The organism is Oceanobacillus sp. HCA-5259 (assembly GCF_037892815.1).
GTDB classification, from domain to species: Bacteria; Bacillota; Bacilli; order Bacillales; family Amphibacillaceae; genus Oceanobacillus; species Oceanobacillus indicireducens.
Map to the genome: position 1 here is coordinate 1 of NZ_JBBKBV010000051.1, position 19,518 is coordinate 19,518.

A 19,518-nucleotide genomic window follows, 5' to 3' on the forward strand; every position below is an offset into this window, starting at 1 on the left:
TCATTTTTCATATTATTTTTTATACGGTGTTTTTGTGGTAATTGCTGGATTTGGAGGCGTACTTTTCGGTTCTATCATTTATCACGTATTAACGGTCTGTAATACCCCCGCTTCTGGTCGTTAGTGCGGTAGCTATTTCTGTGATAGCTCCATGGCTGGTCGAACTACTATTATAGTAGGTTATTATATTTGTTTAACTGCGATTTTTTAATAGAGGGAAGTGAACCTAGTGAAAGTTTCATTGTTTATTACATGTCTATGTGATATTTTCTCGGCAAATGTCGGGAAAGATACGGTTGAAATACTAGAACGGGTTGGCTGTGATGTTGACTTTCCGGAATTACAAACCTGCTGCGGTCAACCAGCATACAATAGTGGTTATGTTAAGGAAGCAAAACAACCAATGAAACAGATGATACGCGCGTTCAAAGATTCGGATTATGTAGTTGGCCCATCAGGCTCCTGCGTTGGTATGCTCAAGGAATACCCTAATCTATTTAAGGGTGACAAAGAATGGGAAGAAGGCGCGAAGGAATTAGCTGAAAAATCATACGAATTAACACAATTTCTAGTCGATGTACTGGGGATTGTTGATGTCGGTTCTACGTTTAATGGCAGGATTACCTATCATCCATCTTGTCACATGACACGGATTTTAGGAGTTAACGATGCACCTATTCTATTATTAGAACAAATTGAAGGAATCGAGTTTATCGAGTTGCCGGTAAAAGAAGATTGCTGTGGTTTCGGTGGCACATTTTCCGTTAAAAATGCTGCTATCTCAGAAGAAATGGTAAAAGAAAAATCACAACATGTGACAGAAACAAAGGCAGATTATCTTGTTGGCGGGGATATGGGCTGTCTGATGAATATTGGCGGTAGAATGCAACGAGAAGGAAAAAAAGTAGAAGTGGTGCACATAACAGAGATTTTAAATACAACCGACTGAGTAAAAGGAGGTCTATTCATGAGCATACAAATTAATGAATCTTCGTATCAAGAACGTGTTCAAAAGGGAATTGAAAATGATTTTATGCGCCAGGCTGTCTCCTCTGCACAGGGACGTTTCAGAACGGGAAAACTTACGCAGGCAGAAGAACTTGGAAACTGGGAAGATTGGCGTCAATTGGGAGAAGAAATCCGCAAGCACACAGTGGAAAACCTTGATTATTATTTGCAGCAGTTAAGTGATCAAGTTTCTAGAAGAGGTGGTAATGTCTTCTTTGCATCCACCGCTGAAGAAGCAACCGAATATATTCAAAACGTAATAAAGAATAAAGAAGCCAAAAAGGTAGTCAAGTCAAAATCAATGGTTACCGAAGAAATTGGTTTAAACCATGCATTGGAACTAGGTGGTGTGGAAGTAGTAGAATCAGACCTTGGTGAATGGATTTTGCAATTAGATGAAGATCCACCATCCCATATTGTCACACCAGCACTCCATAAAAATAAAGAGCAAATTCGCGAAACATTTGCGGAAAAAAGAGGCTACACCAACTCGGATAAACCCGAAGAACTTGCATCATTCGCACGTGACCAGTTACGAAAGGAGTTTTTATCCGCTGATGTTGGAATTACAGGTTGTAACTTTGCGATTGCAGAGTCCGGTACCATTACACTCGTAACGAACGAAGGGAATGCAGAAATGGCAACAACTCTCCCCGATACACTTGTTACTGTAATGGGTATGGAAAGAATTGTACCAACTTGGGAGGAGATGGAAATCCTTGTTGGTTTATTGACAAGATCAGCAGTTGGTCAAAAATTAACAAGCTATATAACGGCTTACACCGGACCGCGCTTGGAAGATGAAATGGATGGTCCAGATGATTACCATCTTGTCATTGTGGATAATAGCCGTTCGAAGATTTTAGGAACAGAATTTCAAGCCGCACTTCATTGTATTCGCTGTGCTGCCTGTATCAATGTTTGCCCCGTGTATCGCCATATTGGCGGGCATGCTTACAATTCCATTTACCCCGGTCCGATTGGTGCAGTACTTACACCATTACTCGATGGCTATCAAGATCACACAGAATTACCTTATGCTTCATCGTTATGCGGGGCTTGTACGGAAGCATGCCCTGTTAAAATTCCACTACATGACATGCTGATCAAACACCGTCAAATTATTGTAGAAAAAGAAAAAAAAGCACCGACAGCAGAAAAGATGATGATGAAGGGCTATGCCAAATGGTCTTCAAGTCCCGCTGCATATAAGTTGAGTACAAAAATGGCACGCCTTGCAATGAAGCCTTGGACAAAAGATGACACAATTGAAAATGGACCAGGACCATTAAAAGATTGGACAACTTCACGTAATTTCCCTGCACCAAGTAAACAATCATTCCGATCGTGGTATAAAGAGAGAGAAAAGAGTGGAGAAGCAAAATGACGATTCAAAACAGGGATCAATTTTTAAATCGTATAGCTGCGAGTCTTGGCCGTCCACGCCGTACAGAAGGAGTCGAACGGCCAAAATGGAGTGTCAATCCTCAGCTTGAAGTATTAAAAGGACAGACGCAGGAGAATTTAATAGATGTACTAGAAAAACAATGTAAAATCATTCATACTGTTTTTAAACGGACAGATAAAAATGGGTTAGAGCGGGTTCTTAAGGAAACGATTGAGGCTTATAATGGGAAATCAATAATAGTCCCTAATGATCCAAGAAATGAGGAATATGGATTAGCCAATCTATTTCATGAAATCGAACAAAATATAGAAACTCATATATGGGATTATAAAAGGCAAAAGGAAAATCAAATTTTTGCTGAAAGAGCAGATATTGGTATTACGTTTAGTGATATTACACTAGCTGAATCTGCTACGGTGACATTATTCCATCATAAAGATCACGGGCGCACGATTAGCCTGTTACCCCATTCCTATATCGCGATTATCCCAAGGGAAACAATTGTCCCTCGCATGACACAAGCAACACAGCAAATTCATGAAGCAATTGCAAAGGGCGAAGATGTTGCATCTTGTGTCAGTTTCATTTCCGGTCCTAGTAATAGTGCAGATATTGAAATGAATCTGATTGTTGGCGTCCATGGCCCGATTCACGCAACTTATATAGTTGTTGACTAGATTTCAGGATGGAAGTTTTGATTTTAACTCGCACCCATTCTGGCTTTGTTTTATTGAACAAGCGTCCTTCTGGCGGTAGGATTAGTAATTTAAATCCAACCTTCAACTCGCGGTAAGTTACGACGCTTGTTCTTGGTTGTATAGTAAAGCGATCATAATTGGCATTTTGACTTCTACTAGATTTCACTTTTTACTAACCATTCAAATCATCTACCGTGTCCATCGGTTTCTGCAATAGTATTGTGACTCTCCATACCATCCAAATAATAATCTAGATGTAAGTATCTATCTTGAATGTTATTATAAATATGGAATACATCTCTTTCCTTACCATATGAATATGAATATTTATCCCAAAGAAGCTGTAATCCCGCACTTGTTCCAATTTCGATAAGTGCTAGTGGTTTCCTTGCTTTCTCGTAAATCATACAAAAAGCAGGATAAAGATATGCACATCTCCTGACTTCATTCGTTTGTACGAGCCTAGTTTTAAGAATTGACTCAATTGCTTTTCGATATTTAAAGCAAAAATCCTTAAATAACTCAAATGATTTCTTATATGATTTTAGATTACCTACGATACTCGGAAAATACTCTTTTAATGGGTGTTCCTTTCCTTTTAGTAAGAGATAGTGTACTGCACCAAATAAGAGGTTTGGAATAGGTTGTTCTTCTCGTGCATTACTGCATATTTCAAGAAGATGATCATCCGTAGCAATTTTGATGGACAAATGTTCATATAATAAGCTAGAACCCTTGCACTCCTTTTCAGCAAAAGCCAAAAAATTTCGAGACAAAACATCTTTTTCAAACAAATAAACCCCTCCTTTTATATTATCTATTACAGTATTCGATAGTCACTTAGAGAAAACCTTCCAATTATTTGAATTACCGGAACTAGACTAAAAATTAACGGTAGAAGTATTTACTTCTTCTATCTCTGTTCTTCAAGTATCCTCCCCTATAACAAAAAAAGATCGCCTGTTGACAATCTTCTTGTTGTGGTAAAGCACCAGTTAGTTGAAGTGTAATCCTTGACATAAAAACAAAATAACATCATAACCGTTTCTGACAGTCATGATGTCATTCATTTAATTCTGGGAAATCTCTAGCGCTATGAAGAACGCGGATAACTTCAAGGTTACTAATTGACTAGTTGACTGATAAACATTATAATAAACGCAAGATTCAGATACAGAAAAGAGTAAAGTTTAAGTTATTTTAAGAACAAAAGATGGAGAAGACATGGAACATTCCGAATAAAACATAAAGCGAACTTAAGGTATTCCCCAGTTTTCATAAATCTTTAAAAACGGTGCGATTTCCTTATAAATGATTAAACTTGATTTTAATTAACAACTGAATTTATTGAGGTTATTTTTAGCAATATGCGATGGATAATACACAAAAACAACTCGAAAACCGGGATTAGAAATATAATATAAATATTACTGATTAGAAAGAGGTTAGGGATATGGAAGAGAATAAGAAAGAACCAGATAAATCCGTTAAAATATCGGCAGATAGACACCGTAAATTAAAAATTGTTGCTGCAAAAGAAGGTCGAGAAATGCGAGACATTATAAACGAGGCTTTTGATAGATATTATGAAGAAAAATGAATCATAGGAGGTTATGAATTCTACCATTAGTATGACTACTCTAATGGTAGAATTCTACAATTGATGAGTTGGAAAAATAAAAAAGAGTAGCGTGAAACCACTCTTTTTTAAAATTATTAATTATTCTGTTTCAGGATTTATGCTTTTAGGTCCGCCAGTATCGTTGGTTATGATAGTAACTGTTTCGCCTCTCTTGTTTCTGTGCAATGGATCAGAATATAAGGTTATTACGTGTCTAGTTTGATAAGAAGTACCTGCCATTCGCACGTATTGTACGTCTTTAAAATAAACTGTTTTCATATTGGCGGTTACGATTACTGTTACAAAAGATGAAAGTGGAGAGGTGTATGGTGCTGCGATAGCTAATAACGATCCAAGAAAGGCAATTGTAGCTTGACTTGCGACATCATTAAATGTTGTACTTTTATAGGCTGTATCCACGTATACCCATTCATCAGCAGCCTCAGTTTTGTTGGCAACTAATTGAAGGCTGTTGCCGTTCTGTATTAAATTGACCGGAGCTAGGGATAGGAAACTAACCATTAATAATGCTACCATGCCTATTATTAAAGTCTTTCTTTTTAATAGTTTCATGATTTCACCTCCTTTGCATGTTTTTATAGTACAATATCAGGGTAAAAACATTTATATCCAGATAGGAAGGGGTTTCCAGTTTATGAAAAAAATACAACTCAAAATAATTGTTCCTTTATTAGTGTTAATCGTTGGAGTTATAGCAATTGTTAAACCAGAAAATTATTTATTTTTATCACTTTCACTTACATCGCTTATGATTTCGTATATAGGTATACTTAGAAGAAAAAATAAAACTGATACTATTGCGATAATCTTAGGGATAGTGCTGTTTCTTGTATGTTGTTTTTATTTTCTTGTATAATCATATACGAAATTATTTAACAAAGATTTATTTTGTTAAATAATACAAAATTTGAAACAATAGCCATAGTTACTATGGCTTTTTCCTATTGTAAGGTAATCTAAACCACTTATAACGAATTTGATAGAAAATCTGTTGTCGATACTCCAAAGATAATTTATTTAGAGATATCTCTTATAGTACTAGTTCCACATTTTTTCCATCCTTAAACGTGGAAATGGAAAAGGTTTAATAAATTGAGTAAATAGGTTAATTTTAGAGTATTTCTCCAAATGTTTAATTAAGGTGTACTTTAAATGAACGAACAGAAATGTTATAATGTCAATAACAAAAATGTTCATTTAGGGTTGTTCACTAATTAAAGTGAGTATTGCGGACGATTTTTACCAGGCTTGCGGTTATTTTTACCACACTTTGCGAAGGAATTTACCAGGAGTTGCGGACGTTCTTACCACTAGGTGAAAAGACATGGACTCGATTTTACTTCGGCCCATGTCTTTCGTTTATTTAACTTCTAAGTATTATCCCTCGATTATAAATACCAATGATAAAATCTACACTTTTGTTTTTTAATGTCCCACTAATTTACTCCGCAGAGGCACGCAGTAAGTAATTTCTCTTCTTCGGTAAGACTATGCTTGGACTCGAGAGTTTTTCCACGACGATCTTGGAGACCTTGTTCCCCATCTTTTTCATATTTTCGTACCCAGCTATACACTTGTTGATAAGATCGTAGTGCGGTCAACAGAATATTCTTTGGCAATTGTACTTACAGACGTCCCACTCTTAATCACTCGTAATATTGCATCAATTCTTTCTTGTAACGTATGCTTACTTCTTCTTTTAGACATAGAAAATGCCCCCAATATAGTAGTAGAGAATTTTTATTATTTCTCTGTCTACTATATTGAGAGCATATTACGAAATCAGGGGGCTTTCTTTTTCTCTTGTTTTGTATTTGTTTCCATCGTCTTGATACTTTGCTTTCGAATCGCGGCTATTTCCTCAGGATGAATGGCATCGTTATCTAAATAAACACCATGCTTCACCCCGACCGGATCATTCATAACACCCTCACGCAACCCATCAGGATGCGGACTCGACTCTATATCCTGTCGATTTCTTCTTGACATTGCCTCTCCACCTTTCATTCAGTATTAGAATGGCGGAAGCGGCTGAAAAATATGCATCGTACTTCAAGATATTAAGATGTATCTTTGTAATTGCTTAGCCTTTAGTTGAATTTGGTGTCGCCTAGCTATTGGACTCAACCTTTGACTTTACGTCGTCTTTAGCAGATAGTAGCTCATCCTTTGCCTCTACTGCGCTATCTTTCACATCGACTAATTCACCTTTTGCGTTTTTAACGGAAGAGACTACATCTTTTGATTCCTCAACTACATTTTTAGTTGTATCTTTAATGTCGTTAACTTGCGTATCCAAGATTTCCTGTATTTTATGGATTGCCTCTTTAGAAATATCTGTTGCATTCTGAATACGATTGATAATAGCATCCTTCGTACCACTTGGGTCTTCTTTAATTGTAGTAGCATATTTGTTTACAGTATTCTTCACGTTCTTAGAGGTATCTTTCACTTTCTCGCGGGCATTGCTATTCAGAAGAATTAATGAAGAAGCCCCAACTTCCCCTATTCCGCGAATTTTCTGTGATATTTAAATGGTAACAGATCCTCCAACAACTTACTCTATGGTATTCTTATTCTATTAATAATTGGCGTAAAATCAATTTCCGTAAGATCACGTAAAAAATTAAATGCTAAATCTTTTTGTTTTTGAACAGAGATTATATTCTTTTGTGTTGTTTAATGGTTTTTCCAGTCATAAATCTATCCTCGAGAAAAACATCTTCTATTCCTTTAGTCATTAACTTTAATGCAAGAATGACAAATGTAAAGGAAATAACCACACTAAAAAACATCCAAGACCAACCGCTTAAGTGGTTGAATCCATTACCAACCATGCCGGACCATTCACTAGATACAGAAATATATGCATCTTGGGTGTCATCAAGTTGTTGTTCTATTGTTCCGCCAAATAATAAATGAAAAAATCCAAGGTGAATCAATAAAATCAATACCTTGATTATTTCCTGTATAAACTGAATGAGTAAAAGGGGAATCATATATGGTAGCACATGCTTATGAAGTATATGTAACTTGCTCCCTCCAAGTGTTTTTGCAGATGTAATAAATTCATGTTTATAAAAGTGGTTGAGTTGATTTCCTATCAACAAGGACAAAGTCGGTATTGCTACAATGGTTAATACGAAAAATTGGAAAATCATTTTTTGTAATATACTATATCCATCTACTTCGCCGTGTGGAGTAAAAAGTACATCAACCAAAAGAATATAACAAATAAGTGCAGCTGGAATAAAATAAAATCCATTTACTAAGCCGCTTATGTACCGATTGAGTTTTGAAAAGTAATTTTCGAAAAACAGACCAATGATAGCTGAAATCATCACCCGCAAACCAGCCACAAGTATAGAAATACCAATTGTATATTTTGCACCTTGTATTAATAAAACAAAAATATGTCTTCCTACCTCGTCTGTACCAAGTGGAGGTACCTCGAGGGGGTTAAATGGAGCAGCTGCAGTTATGCTCCCTTCACTATTTCTTAAGAAATCAGTAGCTGGTATCTTTCCTTGAAAAAATACGGTGTGCATAATACTAGATGCTAGTAATAAAAATAAAAATATAAAACCAGATAAAAAAAGCGGATGCTTGAATAATCTTTTAATCATAATTCCTGTAATCATAACTTAAACCTCCACTTGTTTACCTGTTATCTTTTCAATCACAATCTGTATAGACGCCTGCATCATATAAATAGGAATAAACATGATTAACAGTCCTATTGCCAATATCTGCACCGAACCATGCATAAGCATAAACCGCATTAAACCATCTATATTGAATGCATATTCAATCATAAGTAGGTTAGATAGCATAAACCAGATTATAGATTTAGATTGTAGAAAAATATTGATAACAGCATTTCGCAATACATGGGAAAACAAAACGGAGTAAGTTGACAATCCTTTAGACTTTGCAACATCGATATACTGTCGAGATATTTCTTCCTCAAAATCATAAATCATAATACGATAGAAAAATATTGTCGGTAAAATGGTAAGAACGATAATTGGAATGACAAAAATTTGATTATCACCAAAAGACGCAATACTAAAAAAAGGTAGGTTTGTGTGTTTGCGGATAAAAATTGCAGTCATTATCGAAATACCAATTACAAATATATCTGGAATGGATTCTCCGATAAAAAGAATAGCTCTGATTATTTTACGTATTTTCTCCGTAACTATCATAGTGATAAGAGTTGACCCAAGAGCAAAAGTAAATGCGATAAAAAAGGAAACAAAAAGAAGAATCATAGAATATCTCCATAGTGGCCAAATCCCTGGGAATAGGAAATATGTTGTTTGGAAATTTTCATATGTTATTGCTTTTGGATTAACTAAACTGGAAGCAATAGACCCTACTCCGGAGAGATAGGAAGATATATCTAATTTCATTCCATCAAACAGAGCTGGAAGAGCCGAAATTAAAATAATTCCAATGAATGTCAAAACAAATTTTAATAAAATTCGGTAGTATAGACTCATCTTTCGCCCTCTTTCATCATTCACAATGATATTTAAAATGGACCAATAAAAGACTCATTGTACCTTCATAACGTAGCCCGACTTTTTGCATTACCTTACCCGATGCTTTATTCTTACTCATTACTGGTGTCCAAATTCGATTTAGATTAAGTTCATTAAAACCAAATTCAAGCATTTTTTTAGAAACCTCGTTCAGTTTTAATCGCTCGCAACATATTCAATCATCCCTTTCTTTCATATTTTCGCTGAATTTACACGATTAAACATTACTGTTCCGGTAATTAAACGACTCTATCTCCAGTATACTTTAATAACACAAAAGAAAAAATGGCGATTTCTATCATCGCCTTACTTAACACTTACACCCTGTACTTTAAGTAAAGATTTCCACAATCTAATTTATAAGAATAAAAATCGATCTCCTTTTTAAAACTTATTATTTCATTGTTGGACTCGCAATAATCACCTTACCCGTTGAATCCATTTGCCAGTTACCCTTACTTACGAACATTATCCCGTTTAAGTTTCCGTGGAGAAATATATATAACAAAGAAACCGCTATGCCTATTGCTCCTATTACATTTACTGCCGTTGTAGAATAGCTGCTAACTATAATTATCGCAAAAAATAATATCACTAAGAGTACTTGTATAGTCCTATCTATTTTTCTCATTACCCAGTCCCCCTCGCAGTGTCTCCAACAACTTAGAGTTAACCAAGTATTTACTAGCCAATAAATAATCCTTATTAATATTATTGTAAACTTACCGCTTAACGCTCTAATGCTTTCTATTCTTATAATTCCATAATAGATAACTTTTTTATGAAAATGTCCTTTCTAGTCTATTATTTAGTATTCATAAAGACCTCCTCTAATGAACATTGTTCCACTTTCAATTCATATAATTGAACACCAGATTCGATAAGTTCTCTTGATAATGTTAAGATTTCTTCTTCTGAAGCAACTTGTAACAGTGTATATTCTTTCTTATTCTCCACAAAGTTCACAACCATTTCAAGTTTCTTAGAGAGCATTTGTATGTCATTTCTCTGCAAAATGGGTTTTGTTCGAACGGAGATATTAATACCAACACCCGTTTCTTCTTTTAGTTGTCGGGGTGTACCTAGTTTTTTTATGACACCATTGCTTAAAATACCAACCCTATCACTCACTTTATCAATTTCATCTAAATTATGTGAAGTGAGCAGAATAGTCTTTCCAAGCTTCTGATATTTTTTTACTATGTTTCGTATTTTAATTGCTGATTCCGGATCAAGTCCAGAGGTTGGTTCATCTAGAATAATCAAGTCAGGATTTCCAAGCAATGCTTGAGCTATGCATATTTTCTTTTTCATGCCAAAAGAGTAAGATTTTATTCTTTTCTTTTCATCACCTTCCAATCCTACTTCTTTCATTAGAGTTATATAATCTCTCTTGCTTCGTCGGTCTCCTGACAACTTCCCCATATATTGTAAAAAGTGTACCCCTCTCATATGTTCATATAAATTAGAGACATCTGGCATAACGCCTATTATTTTTTTCGATTTATCAATCTGAGCATCAGGGATATCTTTTATTTTAAAAAAGCCTGAGTTTTTGTTAGTAATACCTGTAATTGTATGGATAAAAGTTGATTTTCCAGATCCATTATGACCGACAAATCCAAAAACCTCCCCCTGATGAATTGTTAAATCAATGCCTTTTAAGACGTCAGTTGTTCCGTATTTTTTTGTCAATTGACTTATCTCGATTATCTCTGTCATTTATAAATCCTTCCTTTGCAAAAGTAAAATAGATATTAGAAAGTAAATAATACCAATGGCCAGCGGAATGAACATCAAACCAAAGGAACCATCTAAATACTTAAATGGCAAGATATATTTGAATGGTGCTAAGTACCACTTATCAGACACTATTGCTGCTAGTCCTAAAATTGGTAAACTGATACCTAATATAATTCCCAAGAACATTGTTAGTTTTGTCTTTGGAATGGCAGTGGAGATTAATAGTACAAGGTTAACAATATAAAACAAAAATATAACTGTTTGAAAGTAATCTTTCGGAAACCAAGAATCGGCAAACATAGACAATATGCAGAAGGATATAGAAATTGTGACAATCCAAAATAACAACGTTCCTAGTAACTTACCTAACATAATTTGTAGCCTCGAAACTTTCGTCACAAGCAACCGCATTGTCTTCAACTCAACTTCTTTATTAATTATGTCATGGGATGTTGCAAATACAAATAAAAAACCAAACACCAGTACAATCATTGCAATTGCCGATGTATATGCAGAACCTTCATCTCCGCCACTTTCCATCATTTTATTAATTAAACCAGGATTGTTATCAATGAACGCAGCTGATTGGTAGGAAACAAACGTAATAAATAATATGATTAGAATAGATCGTATACTTTTAAATGAATCAGTAAACTCCCTTTTTAACACATGGATCATATTTATCTTCCTCTCCATTTTATATTTATTTCAAGTCATAGGATTTCATTTTATCCAATTCTTGTCTTCTCCTTTTTTTAAAAGTTTCTCTACCTGCCGCCCAAATTGAAAGTAAAATAACTGTTCCTAGCGTTGCGATAAACCAAAAATCTTTCTCGTCATCTGCTAATCCTGAAAACTTCAGATAAACGAGTAATACGGTAAAGCATAATGGCATCACACCACCCCAGAATGCTTTCTTTCTTGTTGATAAAAAGTGCTGAACAACCAATATTGAAATTGCTATTAATAAATTAATAAACCATCCCATTATATCCTCTCCCTTTCCTGTTTATATTTTTCTATAATTGATTTTGCCTGTTCCAAATTAATACGGTCATCAACCGAAAGCTCTTTAATGAATTTTATAAATCCCTCTTTATCAGCAGCTTCATTCAATTTTACTTTCTCAATTAATGTATCCAACTTCATCCTCACCGTTGGGTAGGAGACTTCATAAATTATTGCAATTTCTTTTAAAGACCCCGAATTCATTACAAATTTTATAATGAATTCCACATCCTCTTCCTCTAAGGATAAAATCCAATCTGGAACATTTTTAATATCCATATATTTCTTTACCTCCTTATATTTAAATTCAGTTTAACATATTTATTAATAATGTAAAGTTATTTATTAATAATATTTAATATTTATTGAAATGATTATTAAACATTTATACAATAACACATAAAAAGACCCTGTTTTTGAAAACAGGGTTAAGTATCAAATATGGTATAGTCATCTAATATCGCTTTAATCATCATAGCTGTATTTGGCAATTTATTCATGTATGAAATGGTAGTATGTTGTTACTGTCATGCTAGCGTATATAAAATATTGTATATTGCCATGGCGAACCACCTTCCAAGCATCGAACTAACATGTGATAAATACTTATGCTTTGCATGTCATCTGCTCCGAACTTTACAAAACCATTCGACCGTTATTCGTACTCAAAAGCCTTCTCCCCAGCATCCTCTCTTGTATTGTTCACAACCTTCAACATTTCTTCATGATAAACTGCTGTAGGATTTTCCGGCTGCTTCGACTCTACTGGAATCTCGTCATCTATCAGTTACAATTTCTAGTGCAGAATCTCCTTTTACCGCTAAAACATCTTCCGTCAAAGCATTTGAAAAGTCCACGCGCTCGCAATTACGCTCAATTCCGGGGGATCTTATTCAGATAAACACCTATTAGCTGAATAAGTCTGTCAGCCACTTGGTCCAATTATTCCAAGTTGATATTCTTAAGTCTTTTCCGTGACCAACACTTTCTTTGATTAAAATCTCAACTTGTTTAGCTCCATTTTCTTTCAATTTATTATAAAAATTTTCAGTATGATACGAACGAATGCTTCTGTCTTCATTTCCGTGGATTAAGAGTAAAGGACGTTCTTTAACCTTTGTTAAAAACCTTGAGGGATCAACTGAATGTCTACCTTCAATATAATCTCTCCACTCATTTTCGTCTAAATTACGATACACGTTTTCGTGGCATCTTTTTAAATATTGATAGAGTGTAGAAAGATCATCTTCTTGGACTAAATGGTCGGCATTCTGTTGACTTGGCTCTAGTAAAGGACAAAATGCTATTGCGCCAGATGCTAAACTAGAGGAACCTAATGCTGAAACAGCTATACCACCACCATAACTATTTCCAATAAGAATAATATGGTCAATATCCCAATAAATCTCTTTTTCAGTATTCAAGTCCAATGTATTACCTTTTGCTAAAAGTTCAAGACCCATTAAAGCACCCTTTACAGAAGAATCTGGACCAAAATCTCCATAACTTTGCCAGTTTCCGGGATAGCGCGCCTGCAACACGGTAAAGCCCAGATCCGATAAAGGTTTTCCCATTTCAGGGGCAATCGGTTTGTTAGGTAATCCCGGTAACCACACAATTCCTATTTTATTATTCAATGTTGTATCGGGTAGATAGAGTTCACCAAGAATATCTCCATTTCTAACATAAGCTATCATATATTATCTCCTTTCTTTACGTTAATATCTGAATTTTATGGTAGCGGTAAACCTTCTAAAAAGACGTAGCACAAAATTATTGAGGCTACGTTTTTGTTTTTTATTAAAAGATTATACAGACCTTTAAATGACTCTAAAATAGCAATTACACATATACCTGCAATCATCTATTTGAATATAAACTTAAGTCGTCTATATTAATAATTGCTTTTAACATTCTTAATAAGCTCAATCCAATTATTCCATCTATATCAAAGCCGTAATTCATAGCCCCAATTTCTAATGTGAAATCTGTTGTTTGCATTTCTCCCACTTTTACTAAATCAACAGTCCTCGAATATACAAACTCAGAGCCGCCTACTCCGCTAATACAGTATATCATATCATTTTCCTCAGCTACAATGCCTATCGTTTCAGCTAAATCCGTTGATATAAACGGTGCTACCAGATCCAGTATCTACTAATACACGTTGGAGATGAAGAAAATCCCCATTAAATCCTATTTCCATGTCTACTAATAGTAAATCATTATCTATTCTTAGTTTTTTCACTACTTCCTGACACCTAACCACTTCTTTTCAGTTATTCTGGGTTCTTTACGATTGGTGTGCAGAACATATAATTCTTTATTCGGATTTTCATGATGAAATTCTTGATATGCCCTCATTGCCTCTGGAGAACTGGTAAACTTATTTAACGGCGCTATTTCTTCCAAAATTCGTTCACTTTGTTCATTTGTATAAGCTTGGGTTGCTTCTATCAATACCCAAGTATCTGGAAATGCCTGGCGTACATCTTCCCATTTCATTTGAACCACCTCCAGATTATTTAGTTATATTATAATATGATATTGCTGAAAGGTACGATAACAGGTCCATCTTACTCAACATTCATATTCCATTCTTAAGAATTCAAAGATACCGCCGTTGGTAGCCTGCCTAAAAGTTTTGACATCTTTAAATCCAAAGTTTCTATACACTTTTATGGCTCTTTGATTAAAAGTAGCAACGGATAGTGTTATTTTTTCAGGTTTATATTCATTCTTCACAAATTTCATACCTTCTTTTATAAATTCCAATCCGTTCCCTCTACCAGTAAGGTCAGGTCGCATTCCAAAACCAATATCTGAAATTTTATCGTCTACTTTGTTAACACTAAAAAAGCCGATTAATTCACTGTTATTAGTAACAGCATACACAGAATTCCCACGTGTTTCTGGATTTACAAATTCTTCTAAATCCTCTTTATCAGCTTCCATATCGTAAAATGAATATTCACCATCATAGTGCCAATTATATGCAATGTCCTTTGCTTGGTCCTGCGTCATAATTTCAAACTTATAAGTCATAACTATCCCCTTTCGCTATGTCTTTGTGTTTTAGCTTATTCTATTAATAATACTACAAAAGAAAGCATTTGAATCTTCTTTTTTGGAAAAGTAAAATTTCTTATTTAAAAACGCATCTGTTAGTTGCAGATATATTATCGGTATTCCGTTCGTAAAATACCATAAACATCAATATCTTCATACACGCCATGTAAAAGTCTATTCTGTCTTAACTGTCCTTCTATTTGAAGTCCAGCTTTCTCTACAACAGCTTTTGAACCTATATTTCTTGATAAAGCCGATGCCCATATTTTATTTAATTTCAATTGGTTAAATCCAAATCCAATTAATTTATCTACAGTCTCCGTTGCAAACCCATTTCCCCAATAATCTTTACCGATCCAATAACCAAGCTCACCCTTATTATTACTTTTATCTATCCTTATGGTAACAGTCCCAATTACTAAGTTTAATTCTTTAAGTGTTATGGCTAAAGGGTATTCAAGACCCTGTTTAATTTGCTCTTATTGAATTGAAATCCAATCCTCAGCATATCTCAGTTCGTATGGATGCGGGAGGTCTAAAATATTTGCTAATTCTTTGTTATTTGCCAAATCTCGAATTCGATTGGCATGCTCCCTATAATAAAAAAAGATCGCCTGTTGACAGTCTTCTTGTTATGGTAAAGCACTCTTTAGCGGAAGAGCGTTAAGTAGGTTCAATCAATTATAATTACTTCTCCGTCCTTTAGCACTTTAAAAGGTATTTTATTATTTATCATATATTCAATATATTTGTCTATATCCCCAGACTCTGGATGGTCTGATTTATAATGGGGGCCAATTGCATATGATTCGGGTCATCTGCAAAGTGAATACCTTTTAGTGTTGGTCCAAGGATACAAACCCCAGCACTGTACCCTCCATATATGATGTTTTTTTATCCTTATAATACTTTTTAATAATTTCATCGAAACCACTTAACCTCATTGCCTGTGCAAGAACGAATGTGTTGCCTCCCCGAGCTTGCGAGTGAGTGAATGTTCTTTATCTCTTAATCTTTTAATAACTAAAACACTCGACTCCTTTCAGTCGTCGTAATCTTTATTAGTCTTTGTCGATAGTCTATGCGTTAGTCTATGGTATAGGTCTGTTCAAACTAAGCAGAAGGACTGTTCGAGTTGAACACATGGACTAGTCAGACTTGACACTTGCTTGACTTATTTCCGAAACTTTTTCGTAATTTATCGAATACCACTTCGTTCTATCTGCGCCCATCTTATTGTAATTTCCGGTAACAATTAATTCCGATTCTTCTAGTCTTCCGAGAATCCTTCGTATAGTAGTCTCGCTCCAAAACGGAAATTGCTTCGCCCATCCTCCGTAAGTGTTATAAACCCAGTACCGTCCGTCTTCATAATTCTTCTTCTTCGCTAGCCAAAAGTGAATCTGCTGTAATACGATAGCCTCGTTTAACCCTATAATCTTCGCCAAAGTCGGAAGAACGATTAACGGGTAATCATCCAGCAGTAAACTATTCAAATCCTCGTCGCCTCCTTTCCGTGCCTTCTAATTCCAACATCGAAATCCATTCCGCAGTTTTTCCGTCTTTACCTAAAATAAAATAATTCAGAATCCTTTTAACGCAAAAAAAGACGCCCTCCCCGAAGGAAGAACGTCGAGTTTATTAAGTTTAACGGAATAAATTATTTAACGGACTAAACTTCCGATGAGCCTCGTCCAATTCTTTTCCGAACATATTGACGTACACCTTAACCATGTCCATCGTCGAATGTCCAAGTATTTGTTGAAGGCTGAAAGGATCGCCTCCGTTTTGAATGTACATCTTAGCGAAAGTATGTCGGAAGGTGTGCGGACTGACCCGCTTATCCGTAATATTCGCCTTCTTGCCATATCTCGAAAGGAACTGCTGAACCGCCCTTCGGGAAAGCTTCGTATCGTCGTGCGTAATAAACAACGAGTCTACCGGCGAGGAACCACGTACCTTAAGATATTGCCGTAGTACCTTCGCGTATTTGGCTTGAAAAGGAACGTACCGGTAGCTTCCGTTCTTTCCGAGTATCTTTATAACCCTATCGGTAAAATTGACGTCAGGAATGTCTATATCGCATAACTCCCGTCTCCAAGAACGTTAGCATGATCGTATAGTTACGTACTCCCGTAAATAGTTTCGGGTCCGCTTCGGAAAGCAACCGAGTAATTTGCGACTGACTAAACGTTTCAATTCCACTCTTGTCCGTTCCCGAAATAACGAAGTCATCGAATCATGGCGGTCAATAACCCGCTCTATGTTTCGAAGGAAGTTAAAGAAAGCCTTGACCGCCCTTAGCGAAGTTTTGACGGAAACGTACTTCCACCCTCGCTCATTAACGAAATAGTCGACATAACGTTCGATGACTTCCCTGTCACAGCGAGTAACATCCGTAGTTATTCCGAGTTCTTCTAACGTATTTCTCCATAGCGCTAACTTTTGATCGTAGAACTTAATCGTTTCCTTCGATAGGTTTTTTGCAGAGGAATGCGTCAAGAACTTCTCGACGTAGGCGTCAAAATCACTCTCATCTGTATATTGCAATTCCCGAACATTAACGTCTACTAAGTTAGAAAACGTTCGCCTTTTAGACACAAAAACACCGCCTTCCCTGCGTAAGATTAAAGTCTCGCGAACTACGAGTCTCTTACGTACAAGAAAACGGAAAATATACTGTAGATACCGGTGGTCGGGATCGAACCGACACTCCCGTGAAGGAACAAGATTTTGAGTCTTGCGCGTCTGCCTATTCCGCCACACCGGCATTGGAGGCGGTAACCGGATTCGAACCGGTGGTAAAGGTTTTGCAGACCTCTGCCTTACCACTTGGCTATACCGCCAGATAAAAAAATGGAGCGGAAGACGGGATTCGAACCCGCGACCCCCACCTTGGCAAGGTGGTGTTCTACCACTGAACTACTTCCGCATCATAACTGGGCTACTAGGATTCGAACCTAGGAATGACGGGACCAAAACCCGTTGCCTTACCGCTTGGCTATAGCCCAATAATAACTAACTATTAAATGGGGCGACCGGTGGGGGTCGAACCCACGAGTGCCGGAGCCACAATCCGGTGCGTTAACCACTTCGCCACGACCGCCATTTAAATCAAAAAAACAATGGCAGGGGTAGTAGGAATCGAACCCACATCAAAGGTTTTGGAGACCTTCGTTTTACCATTAAACTATACCCCTATATCAAATGGTGGAGGGGGGCAGATTCGAACTGCCGAACCCTGAGGGAGCGGATTTACAGTCCGCCGCGTTTAGCCACTTCGCTACCCCTCCAACAATAATACAAATGGTGGCTCGGGACGGAATCGAACCGCCGACACACGGATTTTCAGTCCGTTGCTCTACCGACTGAGCTACCGAGCCGTAATAACTTTTTTCTAAATAGTGGCGGTCCGGACGGGACTCGAACCCGCGACCTCCTGCGTGACAGGCAGGCATTCTAACCAACTGAACTACCGGACCTTAATTTGGTTGCGGGGGCAGGATTTGAACCTGCGACCTTTGGGTTATGAGCCCAACGAGCTACCGGACTGCTCCACCCCGCGGTAATAAGAAATATGCAAGTTTTGCTCATGCATAATAATAGAATAAGGACAATTCGTCGTGTTTCGGGATAATTCGGGGAAGCTTACACTCCTCACAAAGCCTATTCAGAGATGTTTCTCAATGGTGTTTCGGCTTTGCTCCACCCCACGATAGTAAAAATATATTTAAATAATGGTGGAGGATGCAGGACTTGAACCTGCGACCCCCTGCTTGTAAGGCAGGTGCTCTCCCAACTGAGCTAATCCTCCGACGCACAGGATGTGCTAGTGCATGTGTTGCAACAGGACGTTGCGTATTTAACATGCCTTCCTTAAAGAATGGTGACCCGTACGGGATTCGAACCCGTGTTACCGCCGTGAAAGGGCGGTGTCTTAACCGCTTGACCAACGGGCCATTAAACTAATAATATAATGGCGGAGAGCGAGGGATTCGAACCCTCGAGACCGCGATAGCGGCCTACACGATTTCCAATCGTGCTCCTTCGACCAACTCGGACAGCTCTCCATTGAGCTTAAGTAATACAGTCGAAATCTTTCCTGAATTAACTTTCAGAAGCTTATATTTTCATTAGAATTAACTTTATGGTTAATTGCCCGGCAACGTCCTACTCTCGCAGAGACAAAGTCTCAACTACCATCGGCGCTGGAAAGCTTAACTGCTGTGTTCGGTATGGGAACAGGTGTGACCTCTCCGCCTTCATTACCAGACCTAGTGAAAAAACTACTTATTGTTAATTCTTGTAAAAATCAAGTTATTTTTTTGTCACAATCATTATTATAACCGATTCATAGAAAAAATCAAGTGTAAACTATCTTTTATGTAAAAATTA

At 36.6% G+C, this 19,518-nt stretch carries 24 protein-coding genes, 13 tRNA genes, 1 rRNA gene and 2 pseudogenes; 4 read left to right on the plus strand and 36 right to left on the minus strand.

From position 1 onward, the window contains the following. The first annotated feature begins 229 nt into the window (after nucleotides 1-229). Genes WKU33_RS17775 through WKU33_RS17785 form a run of 3 tightly spaced genes read left to right on the plus strand, consistent with a single transcriptional unit; the run spans nucleotide 230 to nucleotide 3,093 of the window. Nucleotides 230-949 carry a (Fe-S)-binding protein gene (locus WKU33_RS17775; protein WP_156857032.1) on the plus strand — a complete coding sequence of 240 codons (720 nt, stop codon included), beginning with the start codon at nucleotides 230-232 and terminating at the stop codon, nucleotides 947-949. Between the two features lie 18 nt (nucleotides 950-967). After that, nucleotides 968-2,395 carry a LutB/LldF family L-lactate oxidation iron-sulfur protein gene (locus WKU33_RS17780; RefSeq protein WP_156857033.1) on the plus strand — a complete coding sequence of 476 codons (1,428 nt, stop codon included), beginning with the start codon at nucleotides 968-970 and terminating at the stop codon, nucleotides 2,393-2,395. Continuing rightward, on the plus strand, nucleotides 2,392-3,093 hold the full coding sequence (locus WKU33_RS17785; protein WP_340455887.1) for a LutC/YkgG family protein: 702 nt from the start codon (nucleotides 2,392-2,394) through the stop codon (nucleotides 3,091-3,093). The genes WKU33_RS17780 and WKU33_RS17785 overlap by 4 nt, the downstream gene beginning before the upstream one ends. Before the next feature lie 206 nt (nucleotides 3,094-3,299). Here the strand turns inward: WKU33_RS17785 and WKU33_RS17790 are convergent, their stop codons facing one another. After that, on the minus strand, nucleotides 3,300-3,908 hold the full coding sequence (locus WKU33_RS17790) for a DUF2332 domain-containing protein (protein WP_340455889.1): 609 nt from the start codon (nucleotides 3,906-3,908) through the stop codon (nucleotides 3,300-3,302). A 659-nt stretch (nucleotides 3,909-4,567) separates the two neighbouring features. On the opposite strand from WKU33_RS17790, the gene WKU33_RS17795 reads away from it, so the two are divergent. Next, nucleotides 4,568-4,714 (plus strand): hypothetical protein, encoded by a 147-nt coding sequence (locus tag WKU33_RS17795; protein WP_340455891.1) that lies wholly within the window; start codon nucleotides 4,568-4,570, stop codon nucleotides 4,712-4,714. 120 nt (nucleotides 4,715-4,834) lie between these two features. Here the strand turns inward: WKU33_RS17795 and WKU33_RS17800 are convergent, their stop codons facing one another. From WKU33_RS17800 to rrf, 35 genes and pseudogenes are all read right to left on the minus strand, one after another. Next, nucleotides 4,835-5,308, minus strand: coding sequence for a hypothetical protein (locus WKU33_RS17800; protein WP_340455892.1), 474 nt, complete (start codon nucleotides 5,306-5,308; stop codon nucleotides 4,835-4,837). Nucleotides 5,309-6,222: 914 nt separating this feature from the next. After that, nucleotides 6,223-6,342, minus strand: a pseudogene (locus WKU33_RS17805) (helix-turn-helix domain-containing protein); the annotation flags it as partial. Continuing rightward, on the minus strand, nucleotides 6,323-6,463 hold the full coding sequence (locus tag WKU33_RS17810) for a helix-turn-helix domain-containing protein (protein WP_340455894.1): 141 nt from the start codon (nucleotides 6,461-6,463) through the stop codon (nucleotides 6,323-6,325). The pseudogene WKU33_RS17805 and the gene WKU33_RS17810, both read right to left, overlap by 20 nt. A gap of 75 nt (nucleotides 6,464-6,538) precedes the next feature. After that, nucleotides 6,539-6,745: a hypothetical protein gene (locus WKU33_RS17815; protein ID WP_340455897.1), complete on the minus strand. Its 207-nt coding sequence runs from the start codon at nucleotides 6,743-6,745 to the stop codon at nucleotides 6,539-6,541. Nucleotides 6,746-6,866: 121 nt separating this feature from the next. Next, nucleotides 6,867-7,187: a hypothetical protein gene (locus tag WKU33_RS17820; RefSeq protein ID WP_340455899.1), complete on the minus strand. Its 321-nt coding sequence runs from the start codon at nucleotides 7,185-7,187 to the stop codon at nucleotides 6,867-6,869. Between the two features lie 229 nt (nucleotides 7,188-7,416). After that, nucleotides 7,417-8,397 (minus strand): ABC transporter permease subunit, encoded by a 981-nt coding sequence (locus WKU33_RS17825; RefSeq protein ID WP_340455901.1) that lies wholly within the window; start codon nucleotides 8,395-8,397, stop codon nucleotides 7,417-7,419. A 3-nt stretch (nucleotides 8,398-8,400) separates the two neighbouring features. Then, nucleotides 8,401-9,261 carry an ABC transporter permease subunit gene (locus tag WKU33_RS17830; RefSeq protein WP_340455903.1) on the minus strand — a complete coding sequence of 287 codons (861 nt, stop codon included), beginning with the start codon at nucleotides 9,259-9,261 and terminating at the stop codon, nucleotides 8,401-8,403. A gap of 16 nt (nucleotides 9,262-9,277) precedes the next feature. Next, nucleotides 9,278-9,478: a GNAT family N-acetyltransferase gene (locus WKU33_RS17835; protein WP_340455927.1), complete on the minus strand. Its 201-nt coding sequence runs from the start codon at nucleotides 9,476-9,478 to the stop codon at nucleotides 9,278-9,280. Nucleotides 9,479-9,697: 219 nt separating this feature from the next. Then, on the minus strand, nucleotides 9,698-9,934 hold the full coding sequence (locus tag WKU33_RS17840) for a hypothetical protein (RefSeq protein ID WP_340455905.1): 237 nt from the start codon (nucleotides 9,932-9,934) through the stop codon (nucleotides 9,698-9,700). Nucleotides 9,935-10,107: 173 nt separating this feature from the next. Continuing rightward, complete coding sequence (locus WKU33_RS17845; protein ID WP_340455907.1) at nucleotides 10,108-11,025, minus strand: ABC transporter ATP-binding protein; 918 nt, start codon at nucleotides 11,023-11,025, stop codon at nucleotides 10,108-10,110. Continuing rightward, nucleotides 11,026-11,724, minus strand: coding sequence for an ABC transporter permease (locus WKU33_RS17850; RefSeq protein WP_340455909.1), 699 nt, complete (start codon nucleotides 11,722-11,724; stop codon nucleotides 11,026-11,028). A 25-nt stretch (nucleotides 11,725-11,749) separates the two neighbouring features. Then, nucleotides 11,750-12,034 (minus strand): hypothetical protein, encoded by a 285-nt coding sequence (locus WKU33_RS17855; RefSeq protein WP_340455911.1) that lies wholly within the window; start codon nucleotides 12,032-12,034, stop codon nucleotides 11,750-11,752. Then, nucleotides 12,034-12,333 (minus strand): DUF2089 family protein, encoded by a 300-nt coding sequence (locus tag WKU33_RS17860; protein WP_340455913.1) that lies wholly within the window; start codon nucleotides 12,331-12,333, stop codon nucleotides 12,034-12,036. Before WKU33_RS17860 ends, WKU33_RS17855 begins: the two co-directional genes overlap by 1 nt. Before the next feature lie 629 nt (nucleotides 12,334-12,962). Next, nucleotides 12,963-13,751, minus strand: a complete 789-nt coding sequence (locus WKU33_RS17865) for an alpha/beta hydrolase family protein (RefSeq protein ID WP_340455916.1) — start codon at nucleotides 13,749-13,751, stop codon at nucleotides 12,963-12,965. 163 nt (nucleotides 13,752-13,914) lie between these two features. Then, entirely contained in the window at nucleotides 13,915-14,055 is a 141-nt protein-coding gene (locus tag WKU33_RS17870; protein ID WP_340455918.1) for a hypothetical protein, read from the minus strand. A gap of 246 nt (nucleotides 14,056-14,301) precedes the next feature. Next, a complete protein-coding gene (locus tag WKU33_RS17875) occupies nucleotides 14,302-14,559 on the minus strand; it encodes a hypothetical protein (protein ID WP_340455920.1) in 258 nt (85 codons plus the stop codon). A 75-nt stretch (nucleotides 14,560-14,634) separates the two neighbouring features. Beyond that, on the minus strand, nucleotides 14,635-15,099 hold the full coding sequence (locus WKU33_RS17880) for a GNAT family N-acetyltransferase (protein ID WP_340455922.1): 465 nt from the start codon (nucleotides 15,097-15,099) through the stop codon (nucleotides 14,635-14,637). Nucleotides 15,100-15,233: 134 nt separating this feature from the next. Further along, nucleotides 15,234-15,596 carry a GNAT family N-acetyltransferase gene (locus WKU33_RS17885; protein WP_340455930.1) on the minus strand — a complete coding sequence of 121 codons (363 nt, stop codon included), beginning with the start codon at nucleotides 15,594-15,596 and terminating at the stop codon, nucleotides 15,234-15,236. Between the two features lie 702 nt (nucleotides 15,597-16,298). Further along, a pseudogene (locus tag WKU33_RS17890) lies at nucleotides 16,299-16,619 on the minus strand (hypothetical protein); the annotation flags it as partial. Between the two features lie 151 nt (nucleotides 16,620-16,770). Next, a complete protein-coding gene (locus WKU33_RS17895) occupies nucleotides 16,771-17,202 on the minus strand; it encodes a tyrosine-type recombinase/integrase (RefSeq protein ID WP_340455932.1) in 432 nt (143 codons plus the stop codon). Nucleotides 17,203-17,229: 27 nt separating this feature from the next. Continuing rightward, nucleotides 17,230-17,724 carry a site-specific integrase gene (locus tag WKU33_RS17900; RefSeq protein ID WP_340455925.1) on the minus strand — a complete coding sequence of 165 codons (495 nt, stop codon included), beginning with the start codon at nucleotides 17,722-17,724 and terminating at the stop codon, nucleotides 17,230-17,232. A gap of 85 nt (nucleotides 17,725-17,809) precedes the next feature. Continuing rightward, nucleotides 17,810-17,893: transfer RNA gene (locus WKU33_RS17905), tRNA-Leu, on the minus strand. 2 nt (nucleotides 17,894-17,895) lie between these two features. Further along, nucleotides 17,896-17,969, minus strand: a tRNA-Cys gene (locus WKU33_RS17910). An 11-nt stretch (nucleotides 17,970-17,980) separates the two neighbouring features. Next, a tRNA-Gly gene (locus WKU33_RS17915) sits at nucleotides 17,981-18,055 on the minus strand. 7 nt (nucleotides 18,056-18,062) lie between these two features. Further along, nucleotides 18,063-18,134 (minus strand) — tRNA-Gln (locus WKU33_RS17920). A gap of 19 nt (nucleotides 18,135-18,153) precedes the next feature. Further along, nucleotides 18,154-18,229, minus strand: a tRNA-His gene (locus WKU33_RS17925). A gap of 20 nt (nucleotides 18,230-18,249) precedes the next feature. Continuing rightward, nucleotides 18,250-18,323: transfer RNA gene (locus WKU33_RS17930), tRNA-Trp, on the minus strand. Between the two features lie 8 nt (nucleotides 18,324-18,331). Then, nucleotides 18,332-18,416 (minus strand) — tRNA-Tyr (locus tag WKU33_RS17935). Nucleotides 18,417-18,430: 14 nt separating this feature from the next. Continuing rightward, nucleotides 18,431-18,506 (minus strand) — tRNA-Phe (locus WKU33_RS17940). Nucleotides 18,507-18,528: 22 nt separating this feature from the next. After that, a tRNA-Asp gene (locus WKU33_RS17945) sits at nucleotides 18,529-18,605 on the minus strand. Nucleotides 18,606-18,611: 6 nt separating this feature from the next. Beyond that, a tRNA-Met gene (locus WKU33_RS17950) sits at nucleotides 18,612-18,688 on the minus strand. A gap of 173 nt (nucleotides 18,689-18,861) precedes the next feature. Continuing rightward, nucleotides 18,862-18,937: transfer RNA gene (locus tag WKU33_RS17955), tRNA-Val, on the minus strand. Nucleotides 18,938-19,007: 70 nt separating this feature from the next. After that, nucleotides 19,008-19,082 (minus strand) — tRNA-Glu (locus WKU33_RS17960). An 18-nt stretch (nucleotides 19,083-19,100) separates the two neighbouring features. Further along, nucleotides 19,101-19,193, minus strand: a tRNA-Ser gene (locus WKU33_RS17965). A gap of 87 nt (nucleotides 19,194-19,280) precedes the next feature. Beyond that, a 5S ribosomal RNA gene (gene rrf, locus WKU33_RS17970) occupies nucleotides 19,281-19,396 on the minus strand. Between the last annotated feature and the right edge of the window lie 122 nt (nucleotides 19,397-19,518).

What these genes read in the sequence shown, in the direction of transcription:
- WKU33_RS17780 (WP_156857033.1), top strand. Translation starts at nt 968, where the DNA reads ATGAGCATACAAATTAATGAATCTTCGTATCAAGAACGTGTTCAAAAG.
- WKU33_RS17785 (WP_340455887.1), top strand. Translation starts at nt 2,392, where the DNA reads ATGACGATTCAAAACAGGGATCAATTTTTAAATCGTATAGCTGCGAGT.
- WKU33_RS17795 (WP_340455891.1), top strand. Translation starts at nt 4,568, where the DNA reads ATGGAAGAGAATAAGAAAGAACCAGATAAATCCGTTAAAATATCGGCA.
- WKU33_RS17800 (WP_340455892.1), bottom strand. Translation starts at nt 5,308, where the DNA reads ATGAAACTATTAAAAAGAAAGACTTTAATAATAGGCATGGTAGCATTA.
- WKU33_RS17810 (WP_340455894.1), bottom strand. Translation starts at nt 6,463, where the DNA reads ATGTCTAAAAGAAGAAGTAAGCATACGTTACAAGAAAGAATTGATGCA.
- WKU33_RS17815 (WP_340455897.1), bottom strand. Translation starts at nt 6,745, where the DNA reads ATGTCAAGAAGAAATCGACAGGATATAGAGTCGAGTCCGCATCCTGAT.
- WKU33_RS17825 (WP_340455901.1), bottom strand. Translation starts at nt 8,397, where the DNA reads ATGATTACAGGAATTATGATTAAAAGATTATTCAAGCATCCGCTTTTT.
- WKU33_RS17830 (WP_340455903.1), bottom strand. Translation starts at nt 9,261, where the DNA reads ATGAGTCTATACTACCGAATTTTATTAAAATTTGTTTTGACATTCATT.
- WKU33_RS17840 (WP_340455905.1), bottom strand. Translation starts at nt 9,934, where the DNA reads ATGAGAAAAATAGATAGGACTATACAAGTACTCTTAGTGATATTATTT.
- WKU33_RS17845 (WP_340455907.1), bottom strand. Translation starts at nt 11,025, where the DNA reads ATGACAGAGATAATCGAGATAAGTCAATTGACAAAAAAATACGGAACA.
- WKU33_RS17850 (WP_340455909.1), bottom strand. Translation starts at nt 11,724, where the DNA reads ATGATCCATGTGTTAAAAAGGGAGTTTACTGATTCATTTAAAAGTATA.
- WKU33_RS17855 (WP_340455911.1), bottom strand. Translation starts at nt 12,034, where the DNA reads ATGGGATGGTTTATTAATTTATTAATAGCAATTTCAATATTGGTTGTT.
- WKU33_RS17860 (WP_340455913.1), bottom strand. Translation starts at nt 12,333, where the DNA reads ATGGATATTAAAAATGTTCCAGATTGGATTTTATCCTTAGAGGAAGAG.
- WKU33_RS17865 (WP_340455916.1), bottom strand. Translation starts at nt 13,751, where the DNA reads ATGATAGCTTATGTTAGAAATGGAGATATTCTTGGTGAACTCTATCTA.
- WKU33_RS17870 (WP_340455918.1), bottom strand. Translation starts at nt 14,055, where the DNA reads ATGCAAACAACAGATTTCACATTAGAAATTGGGGCTATGAATTACGGC.
- WKU33_RS17875 (WP_340455920.1), bottom strand. Translation starts at nt 14,559, where the DNA reads ATGAAATGGGAAGATGTACGCCAGGCATTTCCAGATACTTGGGTATTG.
- WKU33_RS17880 (WP_340455922.1), bottom strand. Translation starts at nt 15,099, where the DNA reads ATGACTTATAAGTTTGAAATTATGACGCAGGACCAAGCAAAGGACATT.